22 protein-coding genes and 1 riboswitch are annotated in these 22,129 nt (G+C 69.3%); of the genes, 15 read left to right on the forward strand and 7 right to left on the reverse strand.

The window, feature by feature from the left end:
• Nucleotides 1-116: 116 nt before the first annotated feature.
• From IEV99_RS00500 to IEV99_RS00540, 9 genes are all read left to right on the forward strand, one after another.
• The gene (locus IEV99_RS00500) at nucleotides 117-1,310 is read left to right on the forward strand and encodes an MFS transporter (protein WP_188515784.1); all 1,194 of its coding nucleotides are present in this window, start codon (nucleotides 117-119) and stop codon (nucleotides 1,308-1,310) included.
• 49 nt (nucleotides 1,311-1,359) lie between these two features.
• Nucleotides 1,360-2,007, forward strand: coding sequence for an urease accessory protein UreE (locus IEV99_RS00505; protein WP_188515785.1), 648 nt, complete (start codon nucleotides 1,360-1,362; stop codon nucleotides 2,005-2,007).
• On the forward strand, nucleotides 1,937-2,680 hold the full coding sequence (locus IEV99_RS00510; protein ID WP_188515786.1) for an urease accessory protein UreF: 744 nt from the start codon (nucleotides 1,937-1,939) through the stop codon (nucleotides 2,678-2,680). The genes IEV99_RS00505 and IEV99_RS00510 overlap by 71 nt, the downstream gene beginning before the upstream one ends.
• 54 nt (nucleotides 2,681-2,734) lie before the next feature.
• Nucleotides 2,735-3,355, forward strand: coding sequence for an urease accessory protein UreG (ureG, locus tag IEV99_RS00515; RefSeq protein WP_188515787.1), 621 nt, complete (start codon nucleotides 2,735-2,737; stop codon nucleotides 3,353-3,355).
• A gap of 44 nt (nucleotides 3,356-3,399) precedes the next feature.
• On the forward strand, nucleotides 3,400-3,984 hold the full coding sequence (locus IEV99_RS00520; RefSeq protein WP_188515788.1) for a HupE/UreJ family protein: 585 nt from the start codon (nucleotides 3,400-3,402) through the stop codon (nucleotides 3,982-3,984).
• Between the two features lie 116 nt (nucleotides 3,985-4,100).
• Entirely contained in the window at nucleotides 4,101-4,964 is an 864-nt protein-coding gene (purU, locus tag IEV99_RS00525; protein ID WP_188515789.1) for a formyltetrahydrofolate deformylase, read from the forward strand.
• 70 nt (nucleotides 4,965-5,034) lie between these two features.
• A riboswitch (TPP riboswitch) is annotated at nucleotides 5,035-5,132 on the forward strand.
• A gap of 38 nt (nucleotides 5,133-5,170) precedes the next feature.
• Entirely contained in the window at nucleotides 5,171-5,971 is an 801-nt protein-coding gene (gene thiM, locus IEV99_RS00530) for a hydroxyethylthiazole kinase (protein ID WP_188517583.1), read from the forward strand.
• A complete protein-coding gene (gene thiE / locus IEV99_RS00535; protein ID WP_188515790.1) occupies nucleotides 5,971-6,618 on the forward strand; it encodes a thiamine phosphate synthase in 648 nt (215 codons plus the stop codon). The genes thiM and thiE overlap by 1 nt, the downstream gene beginning before the upstream one ends.
• Complete coding sequence (locus IEV99_RS00540; protein WP_188515791.1) at nucleotides 6,615-7,679, forward strand: TRAP transporter substrate-binding protein; 1,065 nt, start codon at nucleotides 6,615-6,617, stop codon at nucleotides 7,677-7,679. The genes thiE and IEV99_RS00540 overlap by 4 nt, the downstream gene beginning before the upstream one ends.
• Before the next feature lie 90 nt (nucleotides 7,680-7,769).
• Here the strand turns inward: IEV99_RS00540 and wrbA are convergent, their stop codons facing one another.
• The gene (gene wrbA, locus IEV99_RS00545; RefSeq protein WP_188515792.1) at nucleotides 7,770-8,369 is read right to left on the reverse strand and encodes an NAD(P)H:quinone oxidoreductase; all 600 of its coding nucleotides are present in this window, start codon (nucleotides 8,367-8,369) and stop codon (nucleotides 7,770-7,772) included.
• A gap of 193 nt (nucleotides 8,370-8,562) precedes the next feature.
• On the opposite strand from wrbA, the gene betC reads away from it, so the two are divergent.
• Entirely contained in the window at nucleotides 8,563-10,113 is a 1,551-nt protein-coding gene (gene betC / locus IEV99_RS00550; protein WP_188515793.1) for a choline-sulfatase, read from the forward strand.
• Here betC and IEV99_RS00555 read toward each other — a convergent pair.
• From IEV99_RS00555 to IEV99_RS00575, 5 genes are all read right to left on the reverse strand, one after another.
• Nucleotides 10,110-10,748 carry a UdgX family uracil-DNA binding protein gene (locus IEV99_RS00555; protein WP_188515794.1) on the reverse strand — a complete coding sequence of 213 codons (639 nt, stop codon included), beginning with the start codon at nucleotides 10,746-10,748 and terminating at the stop codon, nucleotides 10,110-10,112. The two genes, betC and IEV99_RS00555, sit on opposite strands and share 4 nt — an antisense overlap.
• On the reverse strand, nucleotides 10,745-11,281 hold the full coding sequence (locus IEV99_RS00560) for a cupin domain-containing protein (RefSeq protein ID WP_188515795.1): 537 nt from the start codon (nucleotides 11,279-11,281) through the stop codon (nucleotides 10,745-10,747). The genes IEV99_RS00555 and IEV99_RS00560 overlap by 4 nt, the downstream gene beginning before the upstream one ends.
• A 61-nt stretch (nucleotides 11,282-11,342) precedes the next feature.
• Complete coding sequence (locus tag IEV99_RS00565; protein WP_188515796.1) at nucleotides 11,343-12,761, reverse strand: bifunctional serine/threonine-protein kinase/universal stress protein; 1,419 nt, start codon at nucleotides 12,759-12,761, stop codon at nucleotides 11,343-11,345.
• A complete protein-coding gene (locus tag IEV99_RS00570; protein WP_188515797.1) occupies nucleotides 12,762-13,502 on the reverse strand; it encodes a metallophosphoesterase family protein in 741 nt (246 codons plus the stop codon).
• A 129-nt stretch (nucleotides 13,503-13,631) separates the two neighbouring features.
• Nucleotides 13,632-13,874 carry a hypothetical protein gene (locus IEV99_RS00575; protein WP_188515798.1) on the reverse strand — a complete coding sequence of 81 codons (243 nt, stop codon included), beginning with the start codon at nucleotides 13,872-13,874 and terminating at the stop codon, nucleotides 13,632-13,634.
• Between the two features lie 132 nt (nucleotides 13,875-14,006).
• On the opposite strand from IEV99_RS00575, the gene IEV99_RS00580 reads away from it, so the two are divergent.
• The gene (locus IEV99_RS00580; RefSeq protein WP_188515799.1) at nucleotides 14,007-15,920 is read left to right on the forward strand and encodes an AI-2E family transporter; all 1,914 of its coding nucleotides are present in this window, start codon (nucleotides 14,007-14,009) and stop codon (nucleotides 15,918-15,920) included.
• A gap of 51 nt (nucleotides 15,921-15,971) precedes the next feature.
• On the opposite strand, the gene IEV99_RS00585 is transcribed toward IEV99_RS00580, so the two are convergent.
• A complete protein-coding gene (locus tag IEV99_RS00585) occupies nucleotides 15,972-16,211 on the reverse strand; it encodes a hypothetical protein (protein WP_194483061.1) in 240 nt (79 codons plus the stop codon).
• Between the two features lie 149 nt (nucleotides 16,212-16,360).
• On the opposite strand from IEV99_RS00585, the gene IEV99_RS00590 reads away from it, so the two are divergent.
• The 4 genes from IEV99_RS00590 to IEV99_RS00605 are packed head-to-tail and all read left to right on the forward strand — an operon-like array spanning nucleotide 16,361 to nucleotide 22,116.
• Nucleotides 16,361-17,350 carry a TRAP transporter substrate-binding protein gene (locus IEV99_RS00590; protein ID WP_244643423.1) on the forward strand — a complete coding sequence of 330 codons (990 nt, stop codon included), beginning with the start codon at nucleotides 16,361-16,363 and terminating at the stop codon, nucleotides 17,348-17,350.
• On the forward strand, nucleotides 17,347-19,458 hold the full coding sequence (locus IEV99_RS00595) for a sensor histidine kinase (RefSeq protein WP_188515801.1): 2,112 nt from the start codon (nucleotides 17,347-17,349) through the stop codon (nucleotides 19,456-19,458). Before IEV99_RS00590 ends, IEV99_RS00595 begins: the two co-directional genes overlap by 4 nt.
• Nucleotides 19,451-21,208 (forward strand): ATP-binding response regulator, encoded by a 1,758-nt coding sequence (locus tag IEV99_RS00600; protein WP_188515802.1) that lies wholly within the window; start codon nucleotides 19,451-19,453, stop codon nucleotides 21,206-21,208. Before IEV99_RS00595 ends, IEV99_RS00600 begins: the two co-directional genes overlap by 8 nt.
• Nucleotides 21,205-22,116, forward strand: a complete 912-nt coding sequence (locus tag IEV99_RS00605; protein ID WP_188515803.1) for a response regulator — start codon at nucleotides 21,205-21,207, stop codon at nucleotides 22,114-22,116. Before IEV99_RS00600 ends, IEV99_RS00605 begins: the two co-directional genes overlap by 4 nt.
• Nucleotides 22,117-22,129: the final 13 nt, after the last annotated feature.

Genomic DNA, 22,129 nt, shown 5'->3' on the forward strand with positions numbered 1-22,129 from the left:
TTGCCGTTTGCGCATCGCCGCCCTGCGCGGGCGTATCCGCGCTGGCGGACGCCGTGACGCCCGCTTAATCCTGATCGCCTAGGGCGGCGTCCAAAAGCCGCCCGTTCGGGGACGGGATGGCTCAGGACGTTCGGCGCGCGACGGCCGTGCTGGCGGTGACGCAGGTCATCGGCTGGGGATCGACCTTTTACCTGCCCGGCGTGCTCAGCCGGACCATGGCGGCCGATATCGGCGTGTCGCCGGAGTTCATTTTCGGCGGCGTCACCATCATGCTGGTGATGTCCGGCCTGCTGTCGCCGACGCTCGGCCGGTTGCTGGACCGCCACGGCGCGGCGCCCTTCCTCGCCGTTGGCTCGCTTCTGACCGGCGTTTCGCTCGCGCTGCTCGGCCTCGTCACCGGGCCGGTCACCTACGCGCTCGTGTGGCTGGCGCTGGGCTTCTCCACCACGCTAGCGCTGACCTTGCCGTCCTTCACCGCCATGGCGCAGATCGCCGGGCACAACGCCCGCCAGAGCATGATCGTGCTGATGCTGATGACCGGGTTGTCGTCCAGCGCCGCGTGGCCAATCACGGTCTGGCTCGACGGCGCGGTGGGGTGGCGCTGGATGTGCGTTGTCTACGCGCTCGTCAATGTGGCCGTGTGCGCGCCGCTGCACGCCTGGGTGCTGCCGCGCCGCCGCAGCATGGGCGGCGGCGCGAGCGCCGGAACCGCGGCCCCGCCGATGATCCGGCAGAGCGGATTCCGCCCAGCCGTGATCGCCATGATGGCCGCGTTCGCGTGCTCCGGCTTCGTGTCCTGGGGCTTGTCGCTGCATATCGTCGAGCTGTTGCGGGACGTCGGCATGACGCCCGGGCTGGCGTTGACGCTCGGCTCGTCCATGGGCGCGCTGCAGGTGCTGGCGCGGCTCATAGAGTTCCTGCTCGGCAAGCGCGTGACGCCGATCGCCTCGGCGGTGTTCGCGTCACTTGTGATGATGGCCTCGTTCGTGCTGATCGCGCTCGCGAAGGGCTCCGTGACGGGCGCGACGGCGTTCATCCTCATCTACAGCATCGGCTCCGGCCTCTTGGGCGTCACCCGCGTGGCCCTGCCGCTCTGGGTGTTCGGTTCGGCCGTCTACGGCACTTACTCGGGCAAGATCGCGCCGGTGCAGAATTTCTCGTTCGCCCTAGCCCCGCTGGCGTTTTCGATCGTCACCGAGCGCTTCGGCGTCAGCGCCGGCATTCTCGTGTCCGGCGTGCTGGCCGCGCTGGCCGCCGCCGGCATGGCGCTGATCGGCGTCATCGTGCGCCGCCACCGCGCGGATGCCTAAGCGCACCGCGCGTGCTAGGAGGGACGGAGGATCTTTCGGGAGTTCGATCATGCTTCGCGCCGCCGCCGTTGTCCGCAAACCCGCCGTGAAGGCCGAGCGCGTTATCGACGCCGTGGTGCTGGACCATGAGGGTCGCCATCGGCGCAGGCTGGCCCTGAAGGGCGAGAAGGGCACGGAGTTCCTGCTCGATCTCGAGAAGGCGGCCGTGCTGAACGACGGCGACGCCCTGAAGCTGGAGGACGGATCGCTCGTGCTGGTGCGGGCCGCGCCCCAAAGTCTGTTGGAGATCCGCGCCGCCACGCCCAAGCGCCTCATGCGCATCGCTTGGCACATCGGCAACCGTCACACGCCGGCCGAAATCGGCGACGACGCGGTCTGGATCGAGGACGACCATGTGCTGGTCGAGATGGTGCGCGGCCTGGGCGCCGAGGTCGTGCGCGTGGAGCGCCCGTTCCAGCCCGAGCGCGGCGCTTATGAAGCCGCCGAAGCGCACGCGCATCACGGCCACGCTCATCACGATCATGACCAGCATGGCGACGATCACGGACATGCCGGAGCGCATGCCCATTCCCACGCGCATGCCGAAGCCCACGTCCATGCGCATGGCGAGAGCTGCGGCTGCGGTCATGATCACCACGATCATGGTCATCACGGCCACGATCACCACGACCACGGCCACGCGCACAAGCATGGCTGAGGCGGGACTGCTGCCGCTGCTGGTGTGGCTGTCGCCCGCCTTTCCGGTCGGCGCCTTCGCGTATTCGCACGGCCTCGAATGGGCGGTTGAAACCGGGCAGGTCAGGGACGCCGCCACCACGCAGGAGTGGATCGCCGACTTGCTGGCGCAGGGCTCCGGCCGAAACGACGCCGTGCTGCTCGCGGCCGCGTGGCGCGCCGCCGCCGACCAGGATGACGCCGCGCTGCGCCACGTCGCCGAATGGGCCGCCGCCCTGCAGCCGTCGCGCGAGCGCCACCTCGAAGCCACCGCCCAGGGCGCGGCCTTTCTGGTCGCGATCCGGGCGTCGTGGCCAACCGAAGCGGTAGTGCGGTTCGACGCCGCCTGGAACGGCGAGGTCGCCTACCCGGTGGCGCTCGGCGTCGCGGCCGCAGGGCACAGCGCGCCGCTCGGCGCCACCCTGGAGGCGAGCTTGCTGGCGTTCGTCGGGAACCTCGTCTCCGCCGTGGTGCGGCTTGGCCCAATCGGGCAAACCGACGGCCAGCGGATCATCGCCGCGCTGGTCGCGGACGTGCGCGCCGCCGCGTCATTCGCGGAGTCTTCCACGCTGGACGACATCGGCGCCGCGGCCTTCCGCTCCGACATCGCGTCCCTGCGGCACGAGACGCAGTATTCCCGCCTGTTTCGGTCCTGACCCGCGCTGGCCCGGATCTTGGATCGGCTGTCCGACCTGAACGGAGAAAAAGTCATGACGAGATCCAGCCACGGCCCGCTTCGCGTCGGCATCGGCGGACCGGTTGGATCCGGTAAGACGGCGCTGATGGAGGCGCTCTGCAAGCGCTTTCGCGACGTTTACGACCTCTGCGCCATCACCAACGATATCTACACCAAGGAAGACGCCCGCCTGCTCACGGTGGCGGGCGCGCTCCCGGAAGAGCGCATCATGGGCGTCGAGACGGGGGGCTGCCCGCACACGGCCATCCGCGAGGATTGCTCCATCAACCTCGCCGCCATCGACCAGATGAACAGGCGCTTTCCCAAGCTCGACCTTATCCTCATCGAATCCGGCGGCGACAACCTCGCGGCGACCTTTTCGCCCGAGCTCGCCGACCTCACCGTCTACGTGATCGATGTCTCTGGCGGCGAGAAAATCCCGCGCAAGGGCGGACCGGGCATCACCCGGTCGGACCTGCTGGTGATCAACAAGATCGACCTCGCCCCCTTTGTGGGCGCCAGCCTCGAAGTCATGGACCGCGACTCGAAGCTGATGCGCAAGGACCGCCCCTACGTGTTCACCAATGTCCGCTCGGGCGAAGGCGTGGACGCTGTGGCGGCGTTTATCGAGCAGGCAGGCGGCTTGCGCGCCTAGCACGGGCTTTGCATTCTCCCGCTGAGTTCTGCCTGGAGCATCCTATGACCCGCGCCCGCCTCGCCGCCGCTCTCGTTGTTGCCGCCGTCGCCGCCACACCGGCGCTCGCCCACACGGGCGTCGACCCGCACGTCCATGGTTTCGCGATGGGCTTCGCGCATCCGCTTGGCGGAGCCGACCACTTGCTCGCCATGGCGGCCGTGGGGCTCTGGGCCGGCGTGATCGGCGGCGCGGCGCGCTGGGCCTGGCCGGCGGCCTTCATGGCCGCTATGGCGTTCGCGGCGGTGCTCGGCGCGTCCGGCTTCACGGCACCCTACGCCGAGGCGGGCGTCGCATTGTCGGTTGCGGTGCTCGGAGGCGCGCTGGCGTGGGGCGTGCGTGCGCCGGTTGCGGCGGGCGCCGCGCTGTGCGCCGCCCTGGCGACATGTCACGGACTCGCGCACGGGGCCGAAATGCCCACGAATGCGGCAGGTCTCGCCTATGGCGCAGGCTTCCTGGCCGCGACCGCGCTGCTGCACGGGGCCGGGCTGATCCTCGCCGCCGTTGCGGTGGGGCTCTCCTCCAGGCAGTCGCCTCGGCTCGCCGGCGCGGGCCTGCTGGCGGCCGGCGCCGCGTTTCTGGTCGGCTGAAGCAACGCTTTCGTCCCTCGTAGGCCAGCGCCGGCCCTGGCGCTGGCTATGCTGCGTTGCAGGATGGCGCGCCTTTCGGTAGGCAGCGTCTGCCGTCGCGCAGGGATGCCCGTTTCATGACCTCCGAATCCTTCGTTCTCAAGCTCTCCTGCCCCAACCGCCCCGGCATCGTGGCGGCGGTTTCGACACTGCTGTTCGAGGCGGGCTGCAACATCCTGGATGCGCAGCAATTCGACGACGTCGAGACCGGCCGTTTCTTCATGCGGGTGATCTTCAACGCCGTGGACGCCGACCCCACGCCGGCCGAGCTGCGGGAGCGCTTCAGGCCCGTGGGCGAGCGCTTCGGCATGGACTGGACGATCCGGGCGCGCGGCGAGCGTCGCCGGGTGATGCTGCTGGTGTCGAAGTTCGACCATTGCCTCGTCGACCTGCTGTATCGCCAGCGCAATGGCGAGCTCAACATGGAGGTCGCCGCCGTGGTGGCGAACCACCCGCGCGAGACCTACGCGCATATCGACCTCGACGGGGCGCCGTTCCACCACCTCCCGGTCACCCGCCAGACCAAGATGGAACAAGAGGCGCAACTCTGGGAGTTGGTGAAGGGCACCGGAACCGAGGTCGTCGTGCTCGCCCGCTACATGCAGGTTCTGTCGGATGGGTTGGCGGCGAAGCTCACGGGCCGCTGCATCAACATCCACCACTCGTTCCTGCCGGGCTTCAAGGGCGCCAAGCCCTACCATCAGGCGCATGAGCGCGGCGTGAAGCTGATCGGGGCCACGGCCCATTACGTCACGTCCGACCTCGACGAGGGTCCGATTATCGATCAGGACGTCGAGCGCATCAGCCATCGCGACACGCCCGAGGACCTCGTCCGCAAGGGGCGTGACATCGAGCGCCGCGTGCTCGCCCGCGCGCTGGCGGATCATCTCGACGACCGCGTGATCCTGAACGGCCGCAAGACGGTGGTGTTCACCGGTTGAGCCAGCCCACAAGGGCAGGCGAACGAATGCGCGCGCGTGTCTTGCCGCGGCGCGCAGCCGTGATTACGTTGCAACCGCCATGGGGTGCCGCCCGCAAGGACGGCTGAGATCATACCCGTTGAACCTGATCTGGGTCATGCCAGCGAAGGGAAGGCTGCCGGCGCGCCCGGCGTCTTTTCCGCTGGAGAAAGGACGCCGTGACCGTGATGACGTTGACCCCGCACCATCTCGCCGACGCGCTGACGGCGCTGCGCTGGAAGCGCCCGCTCGTGCATTGCCTCACCAACGACGTGGTGTCCGCGGTCACCGCCAATGCGCTGCTCGCCGCCGGGGCCGCGCCCGTGATGGCGCACGCGCCCGAGGAAGCGGCCGTGATCGCGGCGCGGGCCGGCGCCCTGCTTGTGAATATCGGCACGCTGACGCGTGAGCGCGTCGACGTCATGGCGGCCGCCGCCCAGGCCGCCACGGGCGCTGGCGCGCCGTGGGTGTTGGATCCCGTTGGCGTGGGCGCGTCGCCCTTCCGGCAGGGCGCGGCCGGCTGGCTGTCGACCCTCAAACCGACCATCCTCAAGGGCAATGCGGCCGAGATCCTCACCATGGCGACGGGCGAGCCCGCCGGCCGCGGCGTCGACGCCGAGGAGCAGAATCCCCGCGCCGTGCAGGACGCCGCAACCGCGCTGGCCCGCAGTCTCGGCTGCGTGGTGGCGGTGACTGGCGAGGCGGATTTCATCACCGACGGCAGCGCGTCGGTGACGATCAACAATGGCGATCCGCTGATGGGGCGCATCACCGGCTCGGGTTGCGTGGCCGGCGCACTCATGGCCGCCATGCTGGGCGCCGGGGTGGCCCCCTTGCTGGCTGCGGCGGCCGCTCTCGCGGCCTTTGGCCTTGCGGGCGAGCGGGCCGCCAAGGGTGCACCGGGGCCGGGCACGTTCCAGGCCAGGCTGATGGACGAACTCGCGTCGCTCAGCGCCGAGGACCTGGCGGCCGGCGCGAGGATCGCCTGATGGGCAAAGCTGCTTTCGATCTCTCGCTGTATTTCGTCACCGACCCCGTCCTGGTGCAGCCGCGTGGGCTGCTCGCCACCGTCGCGGCGGCCGTGCGGGGCGGGGCCACGCTGGTGCAGTTGCGGGACAAAACCTCCGATGACCAACAGTTCGCCGCGGACGCCGACGCGCTCTTGGGCCTGCTCCGGCCGCTGCGCGTGCCGCTGATCGTGAACGACCGCGTCGTCATCGCGAAGGCGGTGGGCGCGGACGGAGTTCATATCGGCCAGAACGACGGCGATCCGCGCCGCGTCCGCGACATCATTGGTCCTGACATGATCCTCGGCCTTTCGGCCGGGACCGAGGCCGAGTTCGCGGCCGTGCCGGAGGGCGTCGTGGACTATCTCGGCGTCGGCCCCATCCGGGGGACAGGCACCAAGCCGGACCATGATCCACCCATCGGTGTCGACGGATTGGCGCGGCTGCTGCCGCTGCATCCCCTTCCCAAAGTCGCGATCGGAGGCGTCGGGCCCGCCAATACGCATGCGCTGATCGCGACAGGCGTGGATGGGATCGCGGTGGTGTCGGCGATCTGCTCCGCCGACGATCCCGAAGCCGCGACGCGTGACCTCGTGCGGCTCATCCGCCAAGCGCGCGAGGGCGCATGATGCGCCCGACCCGCCGCTCCCTCGCGCTGGGCGCCGCCGCGCTGGTCGCCTCACCGGCCGTCGCACGCGCCGAGGAGCCGTTGCGCCTGCGAATGGCGACATCCTGGCCGCGCAATCTGCCCGGGCCGGGCGTTAGCGCGGCGCGGCTGGCGCAGCGCATCGGTCTGCTTTCGGGTGGGCGCCTGCAGATCGACGTTTTCGCCGCGGGCGAAATCGTACCCGCTTTCGCGGTGCTGGACGCGGTCTCGAACAGCACGGTCGAGATGGGCCACACGGCCTCGTTCTTCTGGGAGGGCAAGGCGCCGGGCGCGTCGCTGTTCACCACCGCGCCGTTCGGGCTCTCCGCGGTCGAGCATCAGGCCTGGCTGTCGGAGCGTGGCGGGCAGGCGCTGTGGGACAAGCTCTACGAGCCTTTCGGCGTGCGCGGCATGCTGGCCGGCAACACCGGCCCTTCCATGGGAGGGTGGTTTCGAAAGGAACTCGGCTCTGCCGCCGACCTGAAGGGCCTGCGCATTCGCGTGTCGGGCCTGGGCGGAGAGGTCTACGCCGAACTCGGCGCCGTCCCGCAGGCGATTCCGCCCGGGGACGTATACCCGGCGCTCGAGCGCGGCGTCATCGACGCCGTGGAGCTCCTATCCCCTGCCAACGATCTGCCGCTCGGCTTCCACCGCGTCGCGCCCGTCTACTACATGCCGGGCTTCAACAAGCCGAACGGGGCCGCCGAGGCGCTGGTCGCCCGCCCTGTCTGGGACAGGCTGTCGCCCGAGCTGCGCGCCGCGGTCGAGACCGCGTGCCTGGCCGAGCACGCCGCCGGTCTGGCGGACGCCGAACGCACCAACGCGGAGGCCATCGTCAAGCTCGTGTCGCTCGGAGCCAAGCCGACGCCGTTTCCGGCCGACGTGATGGCGGCTGCGCGCCGGGCTGCGGACGCCGTGCTGGACCGCGTCGCCGCCAAGACGCCCATCGCGGGCGAGATCGTGGCGTCGTATCGCACCGCCGCCGCCGAAGGCCGTCCCTGGGCGCGCATCCAGGGTTACATGGCGCAGGCGCTTAGAGGCTGACCCACAACGCAAACGGCCTCCGGGGGAGCTCGGAGGCCGTCTGGAACCGATGCGGTCGGGGGGCGGGCGGCTTCGGGAAGGTTGGATCGTTCAGCTGGCGAGCTTGCCGGCGATCTGGGCCACGTGCTTGCCCTGGAACCGCGCGCCGTCGAGATCGGCCGCCGAAGGCTGCCGCGAGCCGTCGCCGCCCGCAATCGTGGAGGCACCATAGGGCGAGCCGCCCTTGATCTCCTCGAGGCCCATCTGGCCCGCGAACGAATAGGGGAGGCCGACCACCACCATGCCGTGATGCATCAGCGTGGGAATGAAGCTCAGGATGGTCGACTCCTGGCCGCCATGCTGCGTGGCCGACGACGTGAAGATCGACCCAACCTTGCCGACCAGCTTACCCTGCGCCCAGAGGCCGCCGGTCTGGTCGATGAAGCTGCGCATCTGGCTCGCCACATTGCCGAACCGGGTGGGTGCGCCGAAGATGATGGCGTCGTACTCGGGCAGCTCGGCGACGGTAGCCTCCGGGAACTCATGCTCGGTCTTGAAGCCGTAGGACTTCGCGGCCTCGGCTGGCACGGTCTCGGGAACGCGCTTCACCACGACTTCGGCGCCGCCCTCGCGCGCGCCTTCGGCAACGGCCTTGGCCATGGTCTCGATATGGCCGTAGGACGAGTAGTAAAGAACCAGGACCTTGGTCATCGGTGACTCCGCTGTCGGGGGATGGTGTGAAGGGGGAAGGCTGGGCAGCCTTGCGTTTCAGCAAATTGGCCCTGCGCGTCCAAACCGCAACCGCGCCCGTGCAAGCGCCCGCTTGCAGAACCGAAGGTCGGCGGGAGAAAAGCCCAGGTGCAGTTGCGCGATAGGCTGCATGCAAACCGAACGGGAGCCCGGAATGGCCGAGAAGAAGCCCAACATCCTGCTGATCGTCGCCGACCAGCTCTCGGCGCCGTTCCTGCCCGCCTACGGCCACCCGCTGGTGAAGACCCCGACGCTGGATCGCCTCGCCCGCGAGGGCGTCGTGTTCGAGAGCGCCTACACCAACAGCCCGCTCTGCGCCCCGGCGCGCGCCGCCATGATGTCGGGCCTGCTTCCCTCGCGCACCGGCGCCTTCGACAACGCGGCGGAGTTCCGTTCCGCGATCCCGACCTTCGCGCACTACCTGCGGCTGGAGGGCTACCGGACCTGCCTGTCGGGCAAGATGCACTTCGTCGGCCCGGACCAGCTCCACGGCTTTGAGGAGCGGCTGACGACGGACATCTACCCCGCCGATTTCGGCTGGACGCCCGACTGGTCGAAGCCGCAGGAGCGCATCGACTGGTGGTACCACAACATGACCTCGGTGAAGCAGGCCGGGATCGCCGAGATCACCAACCAGCTCGAATATGACGACGAGGTCGCCTTCCTCGCCCGCCGCCGCCTGTTCGACTTCGCGCGCTACAAGGACACGCTGCCGTTCTGCCTGATGGTGTCCTTCACCCACCCGCACGATCCCTATGCGGCGCGGGCAAAATTCTGGAACCAGTACGCCGACGCCGACATCGACCTGCCGGCCACGCCCGCCATCCCGTACGCGCAGATGGACCCGCACAGCCGCCGCCTGCACGACATGTCGGCCATGGACGACTACGACGTCACCGAGGCCGACATCCGCTCGTCGCGCCACGGCTACTACGCCAACATCACCTATGTGGACGACCTGATCGGCGGCCTCATGGAGACGCTCGAGACCTGCGGAATGGCGAATGACACCGTCACGCTGGTGACGTCCGACCACGGCGATTTTCTGGGCGAGCGCGGCCTCTGGTACAAGATGAGCTATCGCGAGCACTCCGGCCGCGTGCCCCTCCTCGTGCACGCGCCAAAGCGCTTCGCGCCGCGCCGCGTCGCCGCTCCGGCCTCGATCGCAGACCTGCTGCCGACGCTGGTGGATATCGCCAAGCCAGGCGGCTCGGCCACGCTGGCCCGCCCGGTGGACGGCGCCAGCCTCCTCCCGGCGCTGGAGGGCCGCGACGAGCCGGACCGGACCGTGGTGGGCGAATACCTCGCCGAGGGCGTCCATGCGCCGATGTACATGGTGCGCCAGGGCGACTGGAAGCTGATCTGCTGCGACACCGATCCGGACCAGCTCTTCGACCTCGCCGCCGACCCGCATGAGAACCAGAACCTCGCCGACGACCCCGCCCATGCGCCCCGGCTTGCCGCGCTGAAGCAGGCGCTCGCCAGCTTCGACTCCGCCGCCATCTGCCGGGAGGTCGTCTCCAGCCAGCAGCAACGCCTGTTGGTGTTTAAGGCGCTCACCAAGGGCAACGTCTACCCGTGGGACTTCCAGCCCCTGCGCGACGCCTCCGAGCAATACACCCGAAACCACCGCGACGTGACCGAGACCGACATCCTGTCGCGCTTCCCGCCCGCCCCCGCGGCGGTGAAGAAGCCGGGGCGCTAGACGCCGGCCCGGGCCAGCTCGCCGATCCGCTGCAGATCGCCCACGAACGCCTCGTAGGCGACGCGGCGCTCGCCGGCGTCCTGCAGGCGCAGGAGGTAGGACGGATGCACGGTCACGTAGCCGTCGCGCTCGTCCGGCCAGCGGATCGGGCCGCGCGCCTTGGTGACGGGCAGCGGCTTGCCGGCGAGCGCCAACACGGCCGTAGCGCCCAGCGCGACCACGACCCGGGGGCCAACGAGCCGGATCTCCTTCTCCAGCCACCAGCGCTCCTTGCGGATCTCGCTCGTGGACGGCTTCTCGTGAATGCGGCGCTTGCCGCGCTGCGTGAAGTGAAACCGCTTCACCGCGTTGGTCACATAGGCCTCGCCGCGCGGCACGCCGGCGTCCGACAGGGCCCGGTCGAGCAATTGGCCGGCCGGGCCGACGAAGGGCTTGCCCTGGACGTCCTCCTGGTCGCCGGGCTGTTCGCCGACAAACAGGATCGGCGCGCCTGCCGGGCCTTCGCCGGGCACGAACCGGCCCACCCCCGGGCCGGGCGGCTCGCCGTCCGCCATCAGGCCGTAGAGTTCCTCCAGGCTGGCGAGCTCCACACCCGTGGGGTCATGCGGCTCCCCGCGTGAGAACAGGTCGTTCATGCGACACCGGGCGGCGCTTCGGGCACGGCCGCCCACAAGCTTGGCAGCGCGCCCGTGTCGCCATGCAGCGGATCGCGCGTGGGCGCGGGCACGGCCGCGATCGCCGCCGCGATGGCGTCGAGTTCGCCCGGATCACCGCGCCTGACGTCCCAGTCCCGGCCCCGGTCATAGGCGCCCACGATCTCGAAATCTGCCGACTGACCGCAATTGCGATGAGCCACGCCGGCCGGGATCGCGACGGCGTCGCCGGCTTCCAGCGCGATCACGGGGCCGCCCTCGCCGCCGAACTGCACCTTCACGTCTCCCCTGGAAACGCCCAGCACCTCATGCGCGGTGGAATGGAAGTGGTGATAGTCGAAGACGCCGTTGCGCCAGCTCCGCGTCCAGCCATTCGCCGCGAAGATGCGCTCGAACGCCCGGGCCACGTCGCCGGACGGCGGAAACGCCTCGCGATACACCAGCAGCGGCAGCTGCGAGTTGGGAATGCCGCCATTCGGCTGCAGCCGATAGGCTTCGGGCGATCCGGCGCTCATGCGGGTCTCCTCGGGAGGCGTCTCCGCCAGAACCCCCGGCCGGCGCCTGCGGTTCCGTTTTCTAGCCTCCTGTATCGGGAGCCCGCAGGCGCACCACCGTCACCGTGCAGGGCGCCTTGGCGACCACCTCGGACGACACGCTGCCGAGATAGCGGCGCAGCGCCGAACTGCCGCGCGCGCCCAGCACCAGGTGGTCGACCTGGTTCTTGCTGACATAGTCGATCAACGCCGCCGCCGGGTCGACGGCTTCGAGCACGTGATAGCTTACTTTGTCGGCCGGCAACGCGAGCTCGCGAGCCCAGTCCTTCAGCTCCACGAGGCGCTGCACATAGGCGCTGCGGCCTTGATCGCCGGCGGTTTCCTCCAGCGACAAAAGCGCGGTCTTGAGCACAGTCACGCAGGCGAGGCGCGCCCCGGGTTCGCCCTCCACGGCCCGCCCGGCCTGAACGCGCACGCGCGCCGCCAACTCGTCGACGCCGCCCGCGAGATCGACGGCCGCCACCACGATGGCGGCCGCATCGAGATCGGCCGAGACCCGCCGCGACTGGAAGTCGGACCGCTTCGGCGCCCGCAGCCGGCGGCGCAGCACCGTCCAGAACCCGTCCTGCCGCAGCTTGGCGGCGTTCGGGCCGAGCGGAGCCTGTTCGGGATTCGAGAGTGCGAAAGCAAGCTGCGCGGCGCTGCCGTAGAGGCGGGCGGGCTCCACCGCGAGGCAGCGCAGGATCGCTTCCTGCAGCCATGGCGGACAGGACGGCTCGATCGCGCGCGGCGGCAAGGGGTCGCGCCAGAGCCGGCGCATCATGCCGGCCTTTCGCTGCGGGTCGCCGAAGGGCTGCCGGCCCGTCGTGAGTTCGTAGAGCACGGCTCCCAGCGCGAAATGGTCGCTCTTGGGCTCCGTCCGCACGCCCAGCACCTGCTCGGGCGAGATATACGGGCTGGTGCCCATCGGGGCGTCGGATTCCTCGGCCAACAGGTCCGGAAGTTCATCGTGCCGGGACAAGCCAAAATCGATGAACGTGACGTCGCCGTTCGGCCGCAGCAGGATGTTGGCGGGTTTCAGATCGAGATGGATCACATGTTGACGGTGGAGGTCCTGGAGCGCCCGTGCGGCTGCGACCCCGATCGCGGCGACCCGCTCCGGCGCAAGCTTTCCCTCGCGGGCCAGAATGGCCTGCAGGCTCTCGCCCTCGATCCACTCCATCACGAGATGCGGCGTCTCGTCGAAGTCCCCGGCCGCGACGAAGCGGGGCACGTGCGGGCCCGACAGGCGCGGCAGGATCATCTGCTCCAGCTCGAAGCCCACGATGGCGGACACGTCCTCGCCCTCGGCGAGCGACGGGATCTTCATCACGAGCGGAGCGCCGCCCTCCCGCCCGGGCCGCGACACCCGCCAGAGCGTGCTCATCGGCCCGCGATGCACCAGCGTGTCGAGCCGAAAGCCGTCAATCACGTCGCCGGGCTGTGGTCGGGACTGTCCCATTCAGCGCCCTGTCTTGAGCCTGCGGGCGAGGCTCTCGGGCAGGCCGGCGGCCAGGATCTTACGGGCGGCCTCATCCGCATCGTAGGGCACGCGCACCATGGTGAGCTCCAATGGATCGCGCCGCAGCAGGCCGTAGCAGGCGGCCGGATTGCCGTCGCGCGGTTGGCCCACAGAGCCCATCACGGCCAGCCACCGCCGCGAGGCGGCCAGCGGCACCGGCTTGTTCGGCAGGGGCTCGAACTCGCCCGGCGGCCGGTGCGGGGCCATGTGGTAGAGCATCGGCACATGCGTGTGCCCGCAAAATGTCCAGCGCTGCTGCACGGAGCGGATGCTGCGCTCGGCCTCCACGGACGAGGTCACATAGCCCCAATCGCCGGGCGCCCACCCATTGGCGTGGACATAAAGGCGGCCCTCGTCCAGCGACGAGAGCGGCAGCGATCGCAGGAAGCCGAGATGCGCCGGGGACAACTGCTCGCGTGTCCAGTTCAGCGCGAAGGTCGCGACGGGATTCATGCCCGGGTCAGGCGTCTCGACGCCGGCGTCGTGATTGCCCAGAACCGCGAACGCCCCCTGGCCGACCAGCTCCGCCACGGTCTCGACCACCCATGCCGGGTCGGCGCCATAGCCCACATAGTCGCCCAGCAGCACGAAGCGCGCGACGCCGCGACGGCGCGCATCCGCCAGGCAGGCCGTAAAGGCCTCCCGATTGCCGTGAACGTCCGAGAAAAGCGCGATCGACACGGGTTCGTCCCATCGGCCTGCGGCTCCCCGGCCGCGTGGCGCACAGGATGGGACCGCAAAAAGGGCGCGCTGCCTAGCGATTCATCCTGCCCGACGCGTTGGCTAATGGTCTAGGTCGCGCCTCCCGGGCTACATCGTATGGAGGCGAACCTCGTCCCCGGCCGCGTCCACGCGGGGCGCGTCCCCCGGACCCGCCTCACCCTGATCGGCGTCGCGAAGGTCCGGGGCGGGAGCGATCCCGAGCTGGAGCAGCTTGGCGCGCACAGCGTCCAGGTCCATGCCGAGCCGCATCGCGATGGCGGAAGCCGGCTCGCGGTTCTGCGCCATGGTTTTCAACGCCTGCACGGCTTCCAGCGTCCATTCGCCTGCCATCGTGTGATCTCCCGCGATGCGCGCCCCCGCGCGAAGGTCGGCTCGCAATGCGGCGATCCTGCGTCGGCGGGAACCTTGGGCTGGGCATCGCTGTTCGGGAGGGCGCGACTTCCGCGCCACGAGTAACCAGATATGGCGCCTGCGACCCCTCCCAACGCCGCGCTCGAGCTGCAGCGCTCCATGTCCATCATGGTCGGCGTCATCGTCGCCGTGGTGGTGACGTGCGCGCTGTATTTCGGCCGCGAGATCCTGATCCCCCTGGCGCTGGCCGTGCTGCTGAGTTTCGTGCTCGCGCCGCTCGTGCGCATGCTTCAGCGCATCAAGGTCCCGAAGGCCGTCGCGGTGATCGGCGTCGTGCTGTCCGCGTTTCTGATCATCGCGGGCCTCGGCACCGTGATCGCCGGGCAGGTCACCGGGCTCGCAAGCGAGCTGCCGAGCTACGAGAGGACCATCCGGGACAAGATCAAGAGCGTGCGCGGCATGGCGGCCGGCAATGGCGCCCTGGAGCGCGCCGCCGACGTTCTGCAGGACCTCGGCAAGGAGTTGCAGAAGCCCGAGCAGAACGGAACGCCGGCGCTTTCGCGCAATCCGACCGAGAATTCAGCCCCGGTTCCGGTGGAGATCCGTGCCCCCGAGTCGGGCGCCTTCCGGACGCTCGCCAACCTGGTCGGGCCGCTGCTGCACCCGCTGGCCACCACCGGCATCATCATCATCTTCGTGATCTTCATCCTGATGCGGCGCGAGGACCTGCGCAATCGCATGATCCGGCTCGCGGGCGCGCAGGACCTTCATCGCACCACGGCCGCGATGGACGACGCCGCCAACAGGCTCAGCAAGTTCTTCCTGGTCCAGGTTGCGCTGAACGCCTCCTTCGGCGTCGTGGTCGGAACAGGCCTGTTCTTTATTGGCGTGCCCACGCCGGTGCTGTGGGGCGTGCTCGCGGCCGTAATGCGCTTCATCCCTTATGTGGGCGCGGCGATTTCGGCCCTGTTTCCGCTCGCGCTGGCCGCGGCGGTCGATCCCGGCTGGACCATGCTGGTGTGGACCGCCGCGCTGTTCCTGATCGTCGAGCCGATTGTCGGCCATGTGATCGAGCCGCTGGTCTATGGCCAGAGCACCGGCCTCTCGCCGGTGGCGGTCGTCACCGCCGCGACGTTCTGGACGTGGCTCTGGGGCCCGATCGGTCTCGTGCTGGCGACGCCGCTCACCGTGTGCCTTGTGGTGCTCGGCCGCCACGTGGAGCAGCTGGCCGTGTTCGACGTGCTGTTCGGCGACCAGCCCGTGCTCTCCGCGCCCGAAATGTTCTACCAGCGCATGCTGGCGGCCGACCCCACCGAGGCGGTGGAGCAGGCCGAGACCTTCCTGGAAGACGCCAGCATGGCCGAGTATCTCGACACCGTGGCGCTGCCCGGCATCAGGCTCGGCGCGCAGGATGCGACCCGCGGCGCGCTGGAGCCGGAACGCATGACCACCGTCCGGGACTCGGTCGGCGAACTGGTGGACGATCTCGAGGACCTCGTCTCGACCGACGAAGCGACGCTCCCGGACGCCTGGGGCGAGGACGGCGACGTTGACGACGGAACGCCGCGGCCCGTCGTCAGCGTCGGCCTGCGCAATGCGCTCGACGATGCAGCCGCCATGCTGTTCGCGCTGCTGTCGCGCCGGCGGGGCCTGCGTACGCGCGTGCTCGCCCCCGAGGTCCTGACGCTCTCCAACCTGTTCCGGCTCGATCTGCGAGGCGTGGAGGTGATTTGCCTTTCGGTGTTCGAAACCTCGAGCCCGGTCCACATCCGCTATGCGCTCCGTCGCCTCAAGCGCAAGGCGCCGAACGCCACGATCGTGGTGGGCTACTGGAAGCAGGACGATCCCGAAGCGATCGAGGGCCTGCGCGAGGTGATCGCTCCCGCGCAGTTGGTGACGACGCTCGCCGAGGCCGTTGCGGCCGCCCAGACCGCGATGGCGGACGTGGATCCTCCCGAAGCCGCAGCCGAGCGGCCCCCTGCCGAGCCGCATCTTGGCGTCGTCGCGCAGGCCGCGGGGGCCTGATGCAAAAAAACCCCGGAGCGAGGCTCCGGGGTTCGATGTCGACCTGGCCGCTTAGCGCCAATGATGGCGCGGGCCGCCGTGGTGACGCCAGCCATAGTGGTGGCCACGACGCCAGCCGTAGTGCGGTCCGCGTCCATAGTGGCGGACCACGACGGTGCGATGATGGCCGCCCCAGCCATGATGCCGGCCGTAGTGACGGGCTTCAGCCGCGCCGGTCGTCGCCAGAATGGCGATGAAGCTGCCGGCGGCGAGCGCCGCCGCTGCGACGGTCTTCATGAAGGGTGCTCTCATTGTGCTTTCTCCGAGGGGTTGAGCGCCCAACAACGTCACAAAAGCCATAGCGTTGCGCCTTGATGACCTTCGGCTTGGCGTTCTCCCCGCCGGTGCGTATTCTTGGTTGAAACTACGTTAGTAGCTCAACCAAGAGGGAGGCTCGGGGTATGGCGATGCGGGGCGGCTTCCGGCTTGCCTGCGTGGTGTTCGCCGGGCTCAGCCTCGGGGCGGGATTGCCGGCCGCGCAGGCGCGGGACTTCCGGGCCGCCGACAACCAGGTCGAGGGCTATCCCACCGTTCAGGCGCTCCACCATCTCAGCAGGCTTCTGGCCGAACGGACAGGTGACCGCCTCACCATCAAGGTGTTCTCGGCCAGCCAACTCGGCGAGGAAAAGGACACCATCGAGCAGACGATGGCCGGCGCCATCGACATCAACCGCACCAACGTTGCGCCGCTGACCGCGCTTGCGCCCAAGCTGTCCGTTCTGGTGCTGCCCTTTCTGTTCCGCTCGGGAGAGCACCTGCGCAAGGTGCTCGACGGGCCGATCGGGGAGGAGCTTCTCCGGTCGCTGGAGCCAAAGGGGCTCGTTGGACTCGCCTTCTACGACTCGGGCGCGCGCTCGATCTACAACAGCGTCCGCCCGGTGCGGACCGTCGCCGACCTGAAGGGCCTGCGCATTCGCGTCCAGCAATCCGAAACCGCGATCGCGATGATCCGGGCGCTCGGCGCGGAGCCGGTGCCGTTGTCCTACGGGCAGGTCATGCCAGCGTTGACGTCCGGCCTCATCGACGGCGCCGAGAACAATTGGCCGTCCTATGTGTCGACCAACCATTTCACGGCCGCCCGCTATTACACGCTGACCGAGCACACGATTGGGCCCGAGATCCTGACCATGTCGAAGAAGGCCTGGGACGGGCTTTCGGCCAAGGACCAGGCCCTGTTCCGGGAAGCAGCCGCCGAGTCCAGCGCCTTTATGCACGAGGTCTGGACGACCTGGGAAAATCGCGCCCGCCGACAGGCCGAGGACGCCGGCAACACCATTACGACGCTGACGGACCGGGCGGGGTTCGAGGAGGCCACGCGCGAGCTGCGCGACAAGGCGCTCGCAGACCCGGTTCTACGTGAACTCGTCGAACGCATCCGGCAGGTGCAATGACCGCGCCGGACCAGGCCGCCAGGGAGCCGGGCGGGCTGATCGGCCCCTCGCCCTTTGGGGCGTTCAGGCAGGCTGTCGAGCGGGTGATCCGCCGCTTTCCGATCCGCTGGCGCATCATGTCGATCGCCGGGATCAACTCCGCCATCGTGGTGGTGCTCGCCATCGTGATCTGGGACGGCGCAAAGGTTCTGAACGCCACCTGGGCGCAACTCCTCCAGGTGCGCCAGTCCGATCGATTGCTGCTGTCCGTGGAGGGCGAAGCCGGGCGGCTGCAGAGCCTGATCCACCGCTACTTCACGCAGCCCAACCCGGACGTGCTGGCCGAGATCGAACGGCGCCGGGCCGCCCTGATGGGCTCTCTCAATGGCGCCGATTCGCGGGACGCCACCATCGCGCAGGAAGCCAGCGCACTGACGCGCATCACCGAGCGGCTGCTGGCCGGTTTTGACGCGCTCCGGGACGTCCGAGGCCAGATCTCGCGGATCTACGATGACGAGGTGCTGAAGTCCGCCCGTGAGATGTCGGGCCTCTACGCCATCCTGCAGGGCGCCTCCGAGGGGCGCGGCTCGCTGGTTCTGCCGGCGCTCGGCAAATCGCGCGAGGCCTTCTCGGCGACGCTGGTGGCCGCCAACGCCTACTATTTCTCGCTCTCCTACGACTCCGCCGAAGAAGCCTTCCGTAACATCGCGACGATCGAGAAAACCGTTCCGGTGATGCTCGACCTCGCCGAAACGGACCTCCAGAAGCAGGCGCTGCGCAAGCTCGGCGAACGCGCCGAGACGCTGGCGGCGGGCCTCGACAGGCTGTCGGCAAGCCTCAACCTCCAGGCCCGGCTGCTGCGCGACACCATCGACCGCAGCGGCGCCGAGATGGCGCAGGCCGCCGGCGCGATCGCGCGGCGCACGGCGGAGCGCGAGATGCAGGTGCAGAACCGCCTCGACCGCGTGCTCCGCGGCGTGTTCGTGTGGGTCGGCGTGCTCACCCTCGCGCTCGTGATCATCATCGTGGTGCTGGGCGCCGTGATCGCCCGCAGCGTCAGCGGCCCGCTGGAGGAGATCGGCGTCGCGATGGGCTCCATCGTGGCGGGCCGCTTCGACCACCATGTCCAGGGCGCGGACGCCCGCGACGAGATCGGCCACATGGCCCGCGCCGTGGAGGTGTTCCAGAACAACGCCATCGCCAAGCAGCAGGCCGAGGCGGACCTGCGCGCCTCCAAGGAGGAAGCCGAGCGCGCGCTGGCGGATCTGCGCGACACGCAGCAGAGCCTGATCGAGGCCGAGAAGCTCGCGGCCCTCGGCGGCCTTGTCGCCGGCGTCGCGCATGAGGTCAACAACCCGGTCGGCATCAGCCTCACGGTGGCGTCCGCACTGGCCGAGCGCTGCAAGAATTTCGCGGGCGAACTCGAAAGCGGGCAGCTGCGCCGCTCGCAGCTCGCCGCCTTCGTGGACCAGAACCGCGACGCCGCCCGCCAGCTCGTCGCCAACCTGCAGCGCGCCGGCGACCTCATCCAGTCGTTCAAGCAGGTCGCGGTGGACCGGAGCCACGCCGACCGTCGCGTGTTCGATCTGCGCGCCGCCACGGAGGACATCCTCGCCAGCCTGCGGCCGGGGCTCAAGCTGCGCCGGCTCGCTCTGGTGGTCGACATCCCGGACGGCATCCAGATGGACGGCGACGCCGGCGCCTACGGGCAAGTGCTCACCAACCTGTTCCTGAACACCGTCACGCACGCCTTCGCAGACCAGTCGGGCGGCCACATCAGCATCGTCGGCCGGCCGCGCGGGTCCGAATATGTCGAGATTCATTTCTCGGATGACGGCCGCGGCATGCCCGGCGAGGTGATGCGGCAGGCCTTTGACCCCTTCTTCACCACCCGGCGCGGCCAGGGCGGCACCGGGCTGGGCCTGCACATCGTCTACAACGTGGTCACGCAACGCCTCGGCGGCCGCATCACGCTGTCCTCCGTGGAGGGCCACGGAACCACCTTCGTGCTCGTGCTGCCCCGGGTTGCGCCCGGCGATGCGCCGGCCAGGACCCCAGCGACTCCGCCAGTTGCCGAAATCTCCAGAGCGGCCGGCGCCGACACGCCCCAGGACATTCTCCATGGCTGATTCCGAAGACCTGCTCACCTTCCTCGACGAACCCGAAAGCCTCGCGCCGGCGCGAGACCGGCGCGCCCGCTGCTGGAAGGTCGCGGTGATCGACGACGACGACGCCGTGCACGAGGGCACCCGCTTCGCGCTCGCCGACTACGAGCTCGCCGGCATGGGGCTGGAGATCCTCTCGGCCCATTCGGCCGCCGAGGGCCGCGAACTCATGCGCCAGCACCCCGATATTGCGGCCGTGCTGCTGGACGTCGTGATGGAAAGCGAAACGGCCGGCCTCGAACTGGTGGATTTCATCCGCCGCGACCTCGGCAACGAGATGATCCGCATCATCCTGCGCACCGGCCAGCCCGGCCAGGCCCCCGAAAAGCGCGTGATCCTCGACTACGACATCAACGACTACAAGGCCAAGACCGAGCTCACGGCCGACAAGCTCTTCACGTCGCTCACAGCGGCGCTGCGCTCCTACCAGCAAATCCAGCGCATGGAGGAGACCCGCCGGGGCCTCGAGATCATCGTCGACGCCGCATCGACGCTGTTCGACTTCAAGTCCATGCAGCGCCTCGCCGAGGGCGTGCTGACGCAGATCGGATCCCTCCTCAACGTGGACTGCGCCGGCATCCTCGTTTTGCGGGACTCGGGCGCAACGGAGGGCGGCGTCTCCGTGCTGGCCGGGTCGGGCTGCTACGAACAGTACGTCCGCCAGGGCGTGACCTCGCTCGACCCCGAGGTCCGCGGCCTCGTGGAGCACGCCTTCACGTGCGGGCGCACCGAATATCTGCCGCGGCACTTCCTGATCTATATCCGCACCGCGAGCGGCCGCGAGGTCGTGGTGCTGCTGGACACCAGCCAGGAGCTGTCGGCGACCAACAGGGCGCTCGTGGAAGTGTTCTGCAGCCGCCTCAGCATCGCGTTCGACAACGTGCTGCTCTACCAGCAATTGCAGGACGCCAACGCGTTGCTGGACGACCGCGTCAAGCAGCGCACCCGCGAGCTCACCTCCGCCAACCAGCGCCTCGAAGCCCAGTGGGCGCGCCTGCGCCGCGCCAACGCGTTTCAGAGCGAGCTGCTCGGCACTGTCGCGCACGACCTCAAGAATCCGCTCAGCGTCATCCTGGGACGAACCGAGATCCTGTCCGACGTCGCGGGGCGCGAGCCCTTGCAGAAAGCCGCGGTCGAGACCCAGGTGGAGCATATCCGCAAGTCGGCGCGCTATCTCACCACCCTGGTGGACCGTCTCATCACGGACGCGATGACGGACGCTCTGGACATCAGCATCCGGTTGGAGACGCACGATCTCGCCGACATCATCCGGCGCGTCGCCGAGGCCAACCGGCCCTTGGCCGAGCGCAAGGGCCAGATCATCGACATCGACGTGGAAGCCGCCCTCCCGGCCCGCATCGATCCCGACCGGCTCGAGGAAGCGGTCGACAACCTCGTCAGCAACGCGGTGAAATACTCCCCCATGGGCGAGCGCATCCTGGTTTCGGCCCATCTGGAGGGCGACGAGGCCGTGATCCGCGTCCGCGACAACGGCCCGGGTCTCTCCAGCGAGGACGTCGGCCGCCTGTTCGGCCGCTTCCAGCGACTATCCGCCAAGCCGACCGCGGGCGAAGGCTCCACGGGCCTCGGCCTCTGGATCGCCAAGCGCATCGTCGACCTGCATGACGGGCGCATCGAGGCGCTCAGCGATGGGCCCGCGAGGGGCAGCACCTTCCAGTTGAGCCTGCCCATTCGCCGGGGCGACGCCACATGAGCCAGGCCCAACACATCGTCGTGGTCGACGACGAGGCTCCGGCCCGCGAGATGGTGGGCGACTACCTGCGCATGCAGGGCTTCGAGGTGACCCTGTGCGACGGCGGCGGCTCGCTGCGCTCCGTTCTGGTGAGCCGGCCGGCGGACCTCGTGGTGCTGGACCTCAACATGCCGACCGAGGATGGCCTGTCGATCCTGCGCTGGGTCAAGCAAACCTTTCCGACGCCCGTGATCATGCTCACCGCCACGGCAAGCTCCATTGACCGCGTCATCGGCCTCGAAATGGGGGCGGACGACTATGTGTCGAAGCCGTGCGAGCTGCGCGAGCTGCTCGCCCGCATCCGCTCCGTTCTGCGCCGGCAGAAATGGGCGCGCAACGCCCAGTCCGGCCGGCGGCTCGCCGCCATCGTGTCGCTGGATTTCGTCAGCTATGGCCGGTTCATCCACGAGGACGAGCCCGCAACGCTTGCGGCCATCGACCGTATTTTCGGGCAGGTGATGACGCCCACCATCGCGCAACGGCGCGGCACGCTGTTCAAGGTGCTGGGCGACGGCGCGCTGGTCGAGTTCCAGAGCGCCGTGGACGCGGTGGAGTGGTCGGTGGCCTTTCAGGAATCCGTGCTGGCCGACCCCGCCTCGCGGCTTGCGGGCGGCGACATCCGCTTTCGCATCGGCATCGCGGCTGGCGAAGTCGTGTTCAAGCACGCCGACCGCTTCGGCGAGACGGTCACGATCGCGGTCCGGATCCAGGAGATCGCCGAGCCCGGGGCCATCGCGCTGACCGACATCGTCCGGCAGTTCGTTCGCGGCAGGGTCGATGCGCCGCTCCAGGATGCGGGCTCGCGCGTGCTCAAGAACGTCGAGGAACCCATGCGGATCTGGCTTTGGTCGCCCGGCGCCTCATCGTGAGGACAACGAGCCG

It is taken from the genome of Alsobacter metallidurans, from assembly GCF_014636935.1.
GTDB classification, from domain to species: domain Bacteria; phylum Pseudomonadota; class Alphaproteobacteria; order Rhizobiales; family Beijerinckiaceae; genus Alsobacter; species Alsobacter metallidurans.

Excerpts from the sequence above, each read along its gene's own strand:
- IEV99_RS00520 (WP_188515788.1), top strand. The coding sequence starts at position 3,400 with ATGACCCGCGCCCGCCTCGCCGCCGCTCTCGTTGTTGCCGCCGTCGCC.
- IEV99_RS00565 (WP_188515796.1), bottom strand. The coding sequence starts at position 12,761 with ATGGGACAGTCCCGACCACAGCCCGGCGACGTGATTGACGGCTTTCGG.
- purU (WP_188515789.1), top strand. The coding sequence starts at position 4,101 with ATGACCTCCGAATCCTTCGTTCTCAAGCTCTCCTGCCCCAACCGCCCC.
- IEV99_RS00560 (WP_188515795.1), bottom strand. The coding sequence starts at position 11,281 with ATGAGCGCCGGATCGCCCGAAGCCTATCGGCTGCAGCCGAATGGCGGC.
- IEV99_RS00500 (WP_188515784.1), top strand. The coding sequence starts at position 117 with ATGGCTCAGGACGTTCGGCGCGCGACGGCCGTGCTGGCGGTGACGCAG.
- IEV99_RS00585 (WP_194483061.1), bottom strand. The coding sequence starts at position 16,211 with ATGAGAGCACCCTTCATGAAGACCGTCGCAGCGGCGGCGCTCGCCGCC.
- IEV99_RS00580 (WP_188515799.1), top strand. The coding sequence starts at position 14,007 with ATGGCGCCTGCGACCCCTCCCAACGCCGCGCTCGAGCTGCAGCGCTCC.
- IEV99_RS00540 (WP_188515791.1), top strand. The coding sequence starts at position 6,615 with ATGATGCGCCCGACCCGCCGCTCCCTCGCGCTGGGCGCCGCCGCGCTG.
- IEV99_RS00575 (WP_188515798.1), bottom strand. The coding sequence starts at position 13,874 with ATGGCAGGCGAATGGACGCTGGAAGCCGTGCAGGCGTTGAAAACCATG.
- IEV99_RS00590 (WP_244643423.1), top strand. The coding sequence starts at position 16,361 with ATGGCGATGCGGGGCGGCTTCCGGCTTGCCTGCGTGGTGTTCGCCGGG.
- IEV99_RS00600 (WP_188515802.1), top strand. The coding sequence starts at position 19,451 with ATGGCTGATTCCGAAGACCTGCTCACCTTCCTCGACGAACCCGAAAGC.
- wrbA (WP_188515792.1), bottom strand. The coding sequence starts at position 8,369 with ATGACCAAGGTCCTGGTTCTTTACTACTCGTCCTACGGCCATATCGAG.
- thiM (WP_188517583.1), top strand. The coding sequence starts at position 5,171 with ATGACGTTGACCCCGCACCATCTCGCCGACGCGCTGACGGCGCTGCGC.
- IEV99_RS00555 (WP_188515794.1), bottom strand. The coding sequence starts at position 10,748 with ATGAACGACCTGTTCTCACGCGGGGAGCCGCATGACCCCACGGGTGTG.
- IEV99_RS00510 (WP_188515786.1), top strand. The coding sequence starts at position 1,937 with ATGATCACCACGATCATGGTCATCACGGCCACGATCACCACGACCACG.
- IEV99_RS00605 (WP_188515803.1), top strand. The coding sequence starts at position 21,205 with ATGAGCCAGGCCCAACACATCGTCGTGGTCGACGACGAGGCTCCGGCC.
- IEV99_RS00595 (WP_188515801.1), top strand. The coding sequence starts at position 17,347 with ATGACCGCGCCGGACCAGGCCGCCAGGGAGCCGGGCGGGCTGATCGGC.
- ureG (WP_188515787.1), top strand. The coding sequence starts at position 2,735 with ATGACGAGATCCAGCCACGGCCCGCTTCGCGTCGGCATCGGCGGACCG.
- thiE (WP_188515790.1), top strand. The coding sequence starts at position 5,971 with ATGGGCAAAGCTGCTTTCGATCTCTCGCTGTATTTCGTCACCGACCCC.
- betC (WP_188515793.1), top strand. The coding sequence starts at position 8,563 with ATGGCCGAGAAGAAGCCCAACATCCTGCTGATCGTCGCCGACCAGCTC.
- IEV99_RS00505 (WP_188515785.1), top strand. The coding sequence starts at position 1,360 with ATGCTTCGCGCCGCCGCCGTTGTCCGCAAACCCGCCGTGAAGGCCGAG.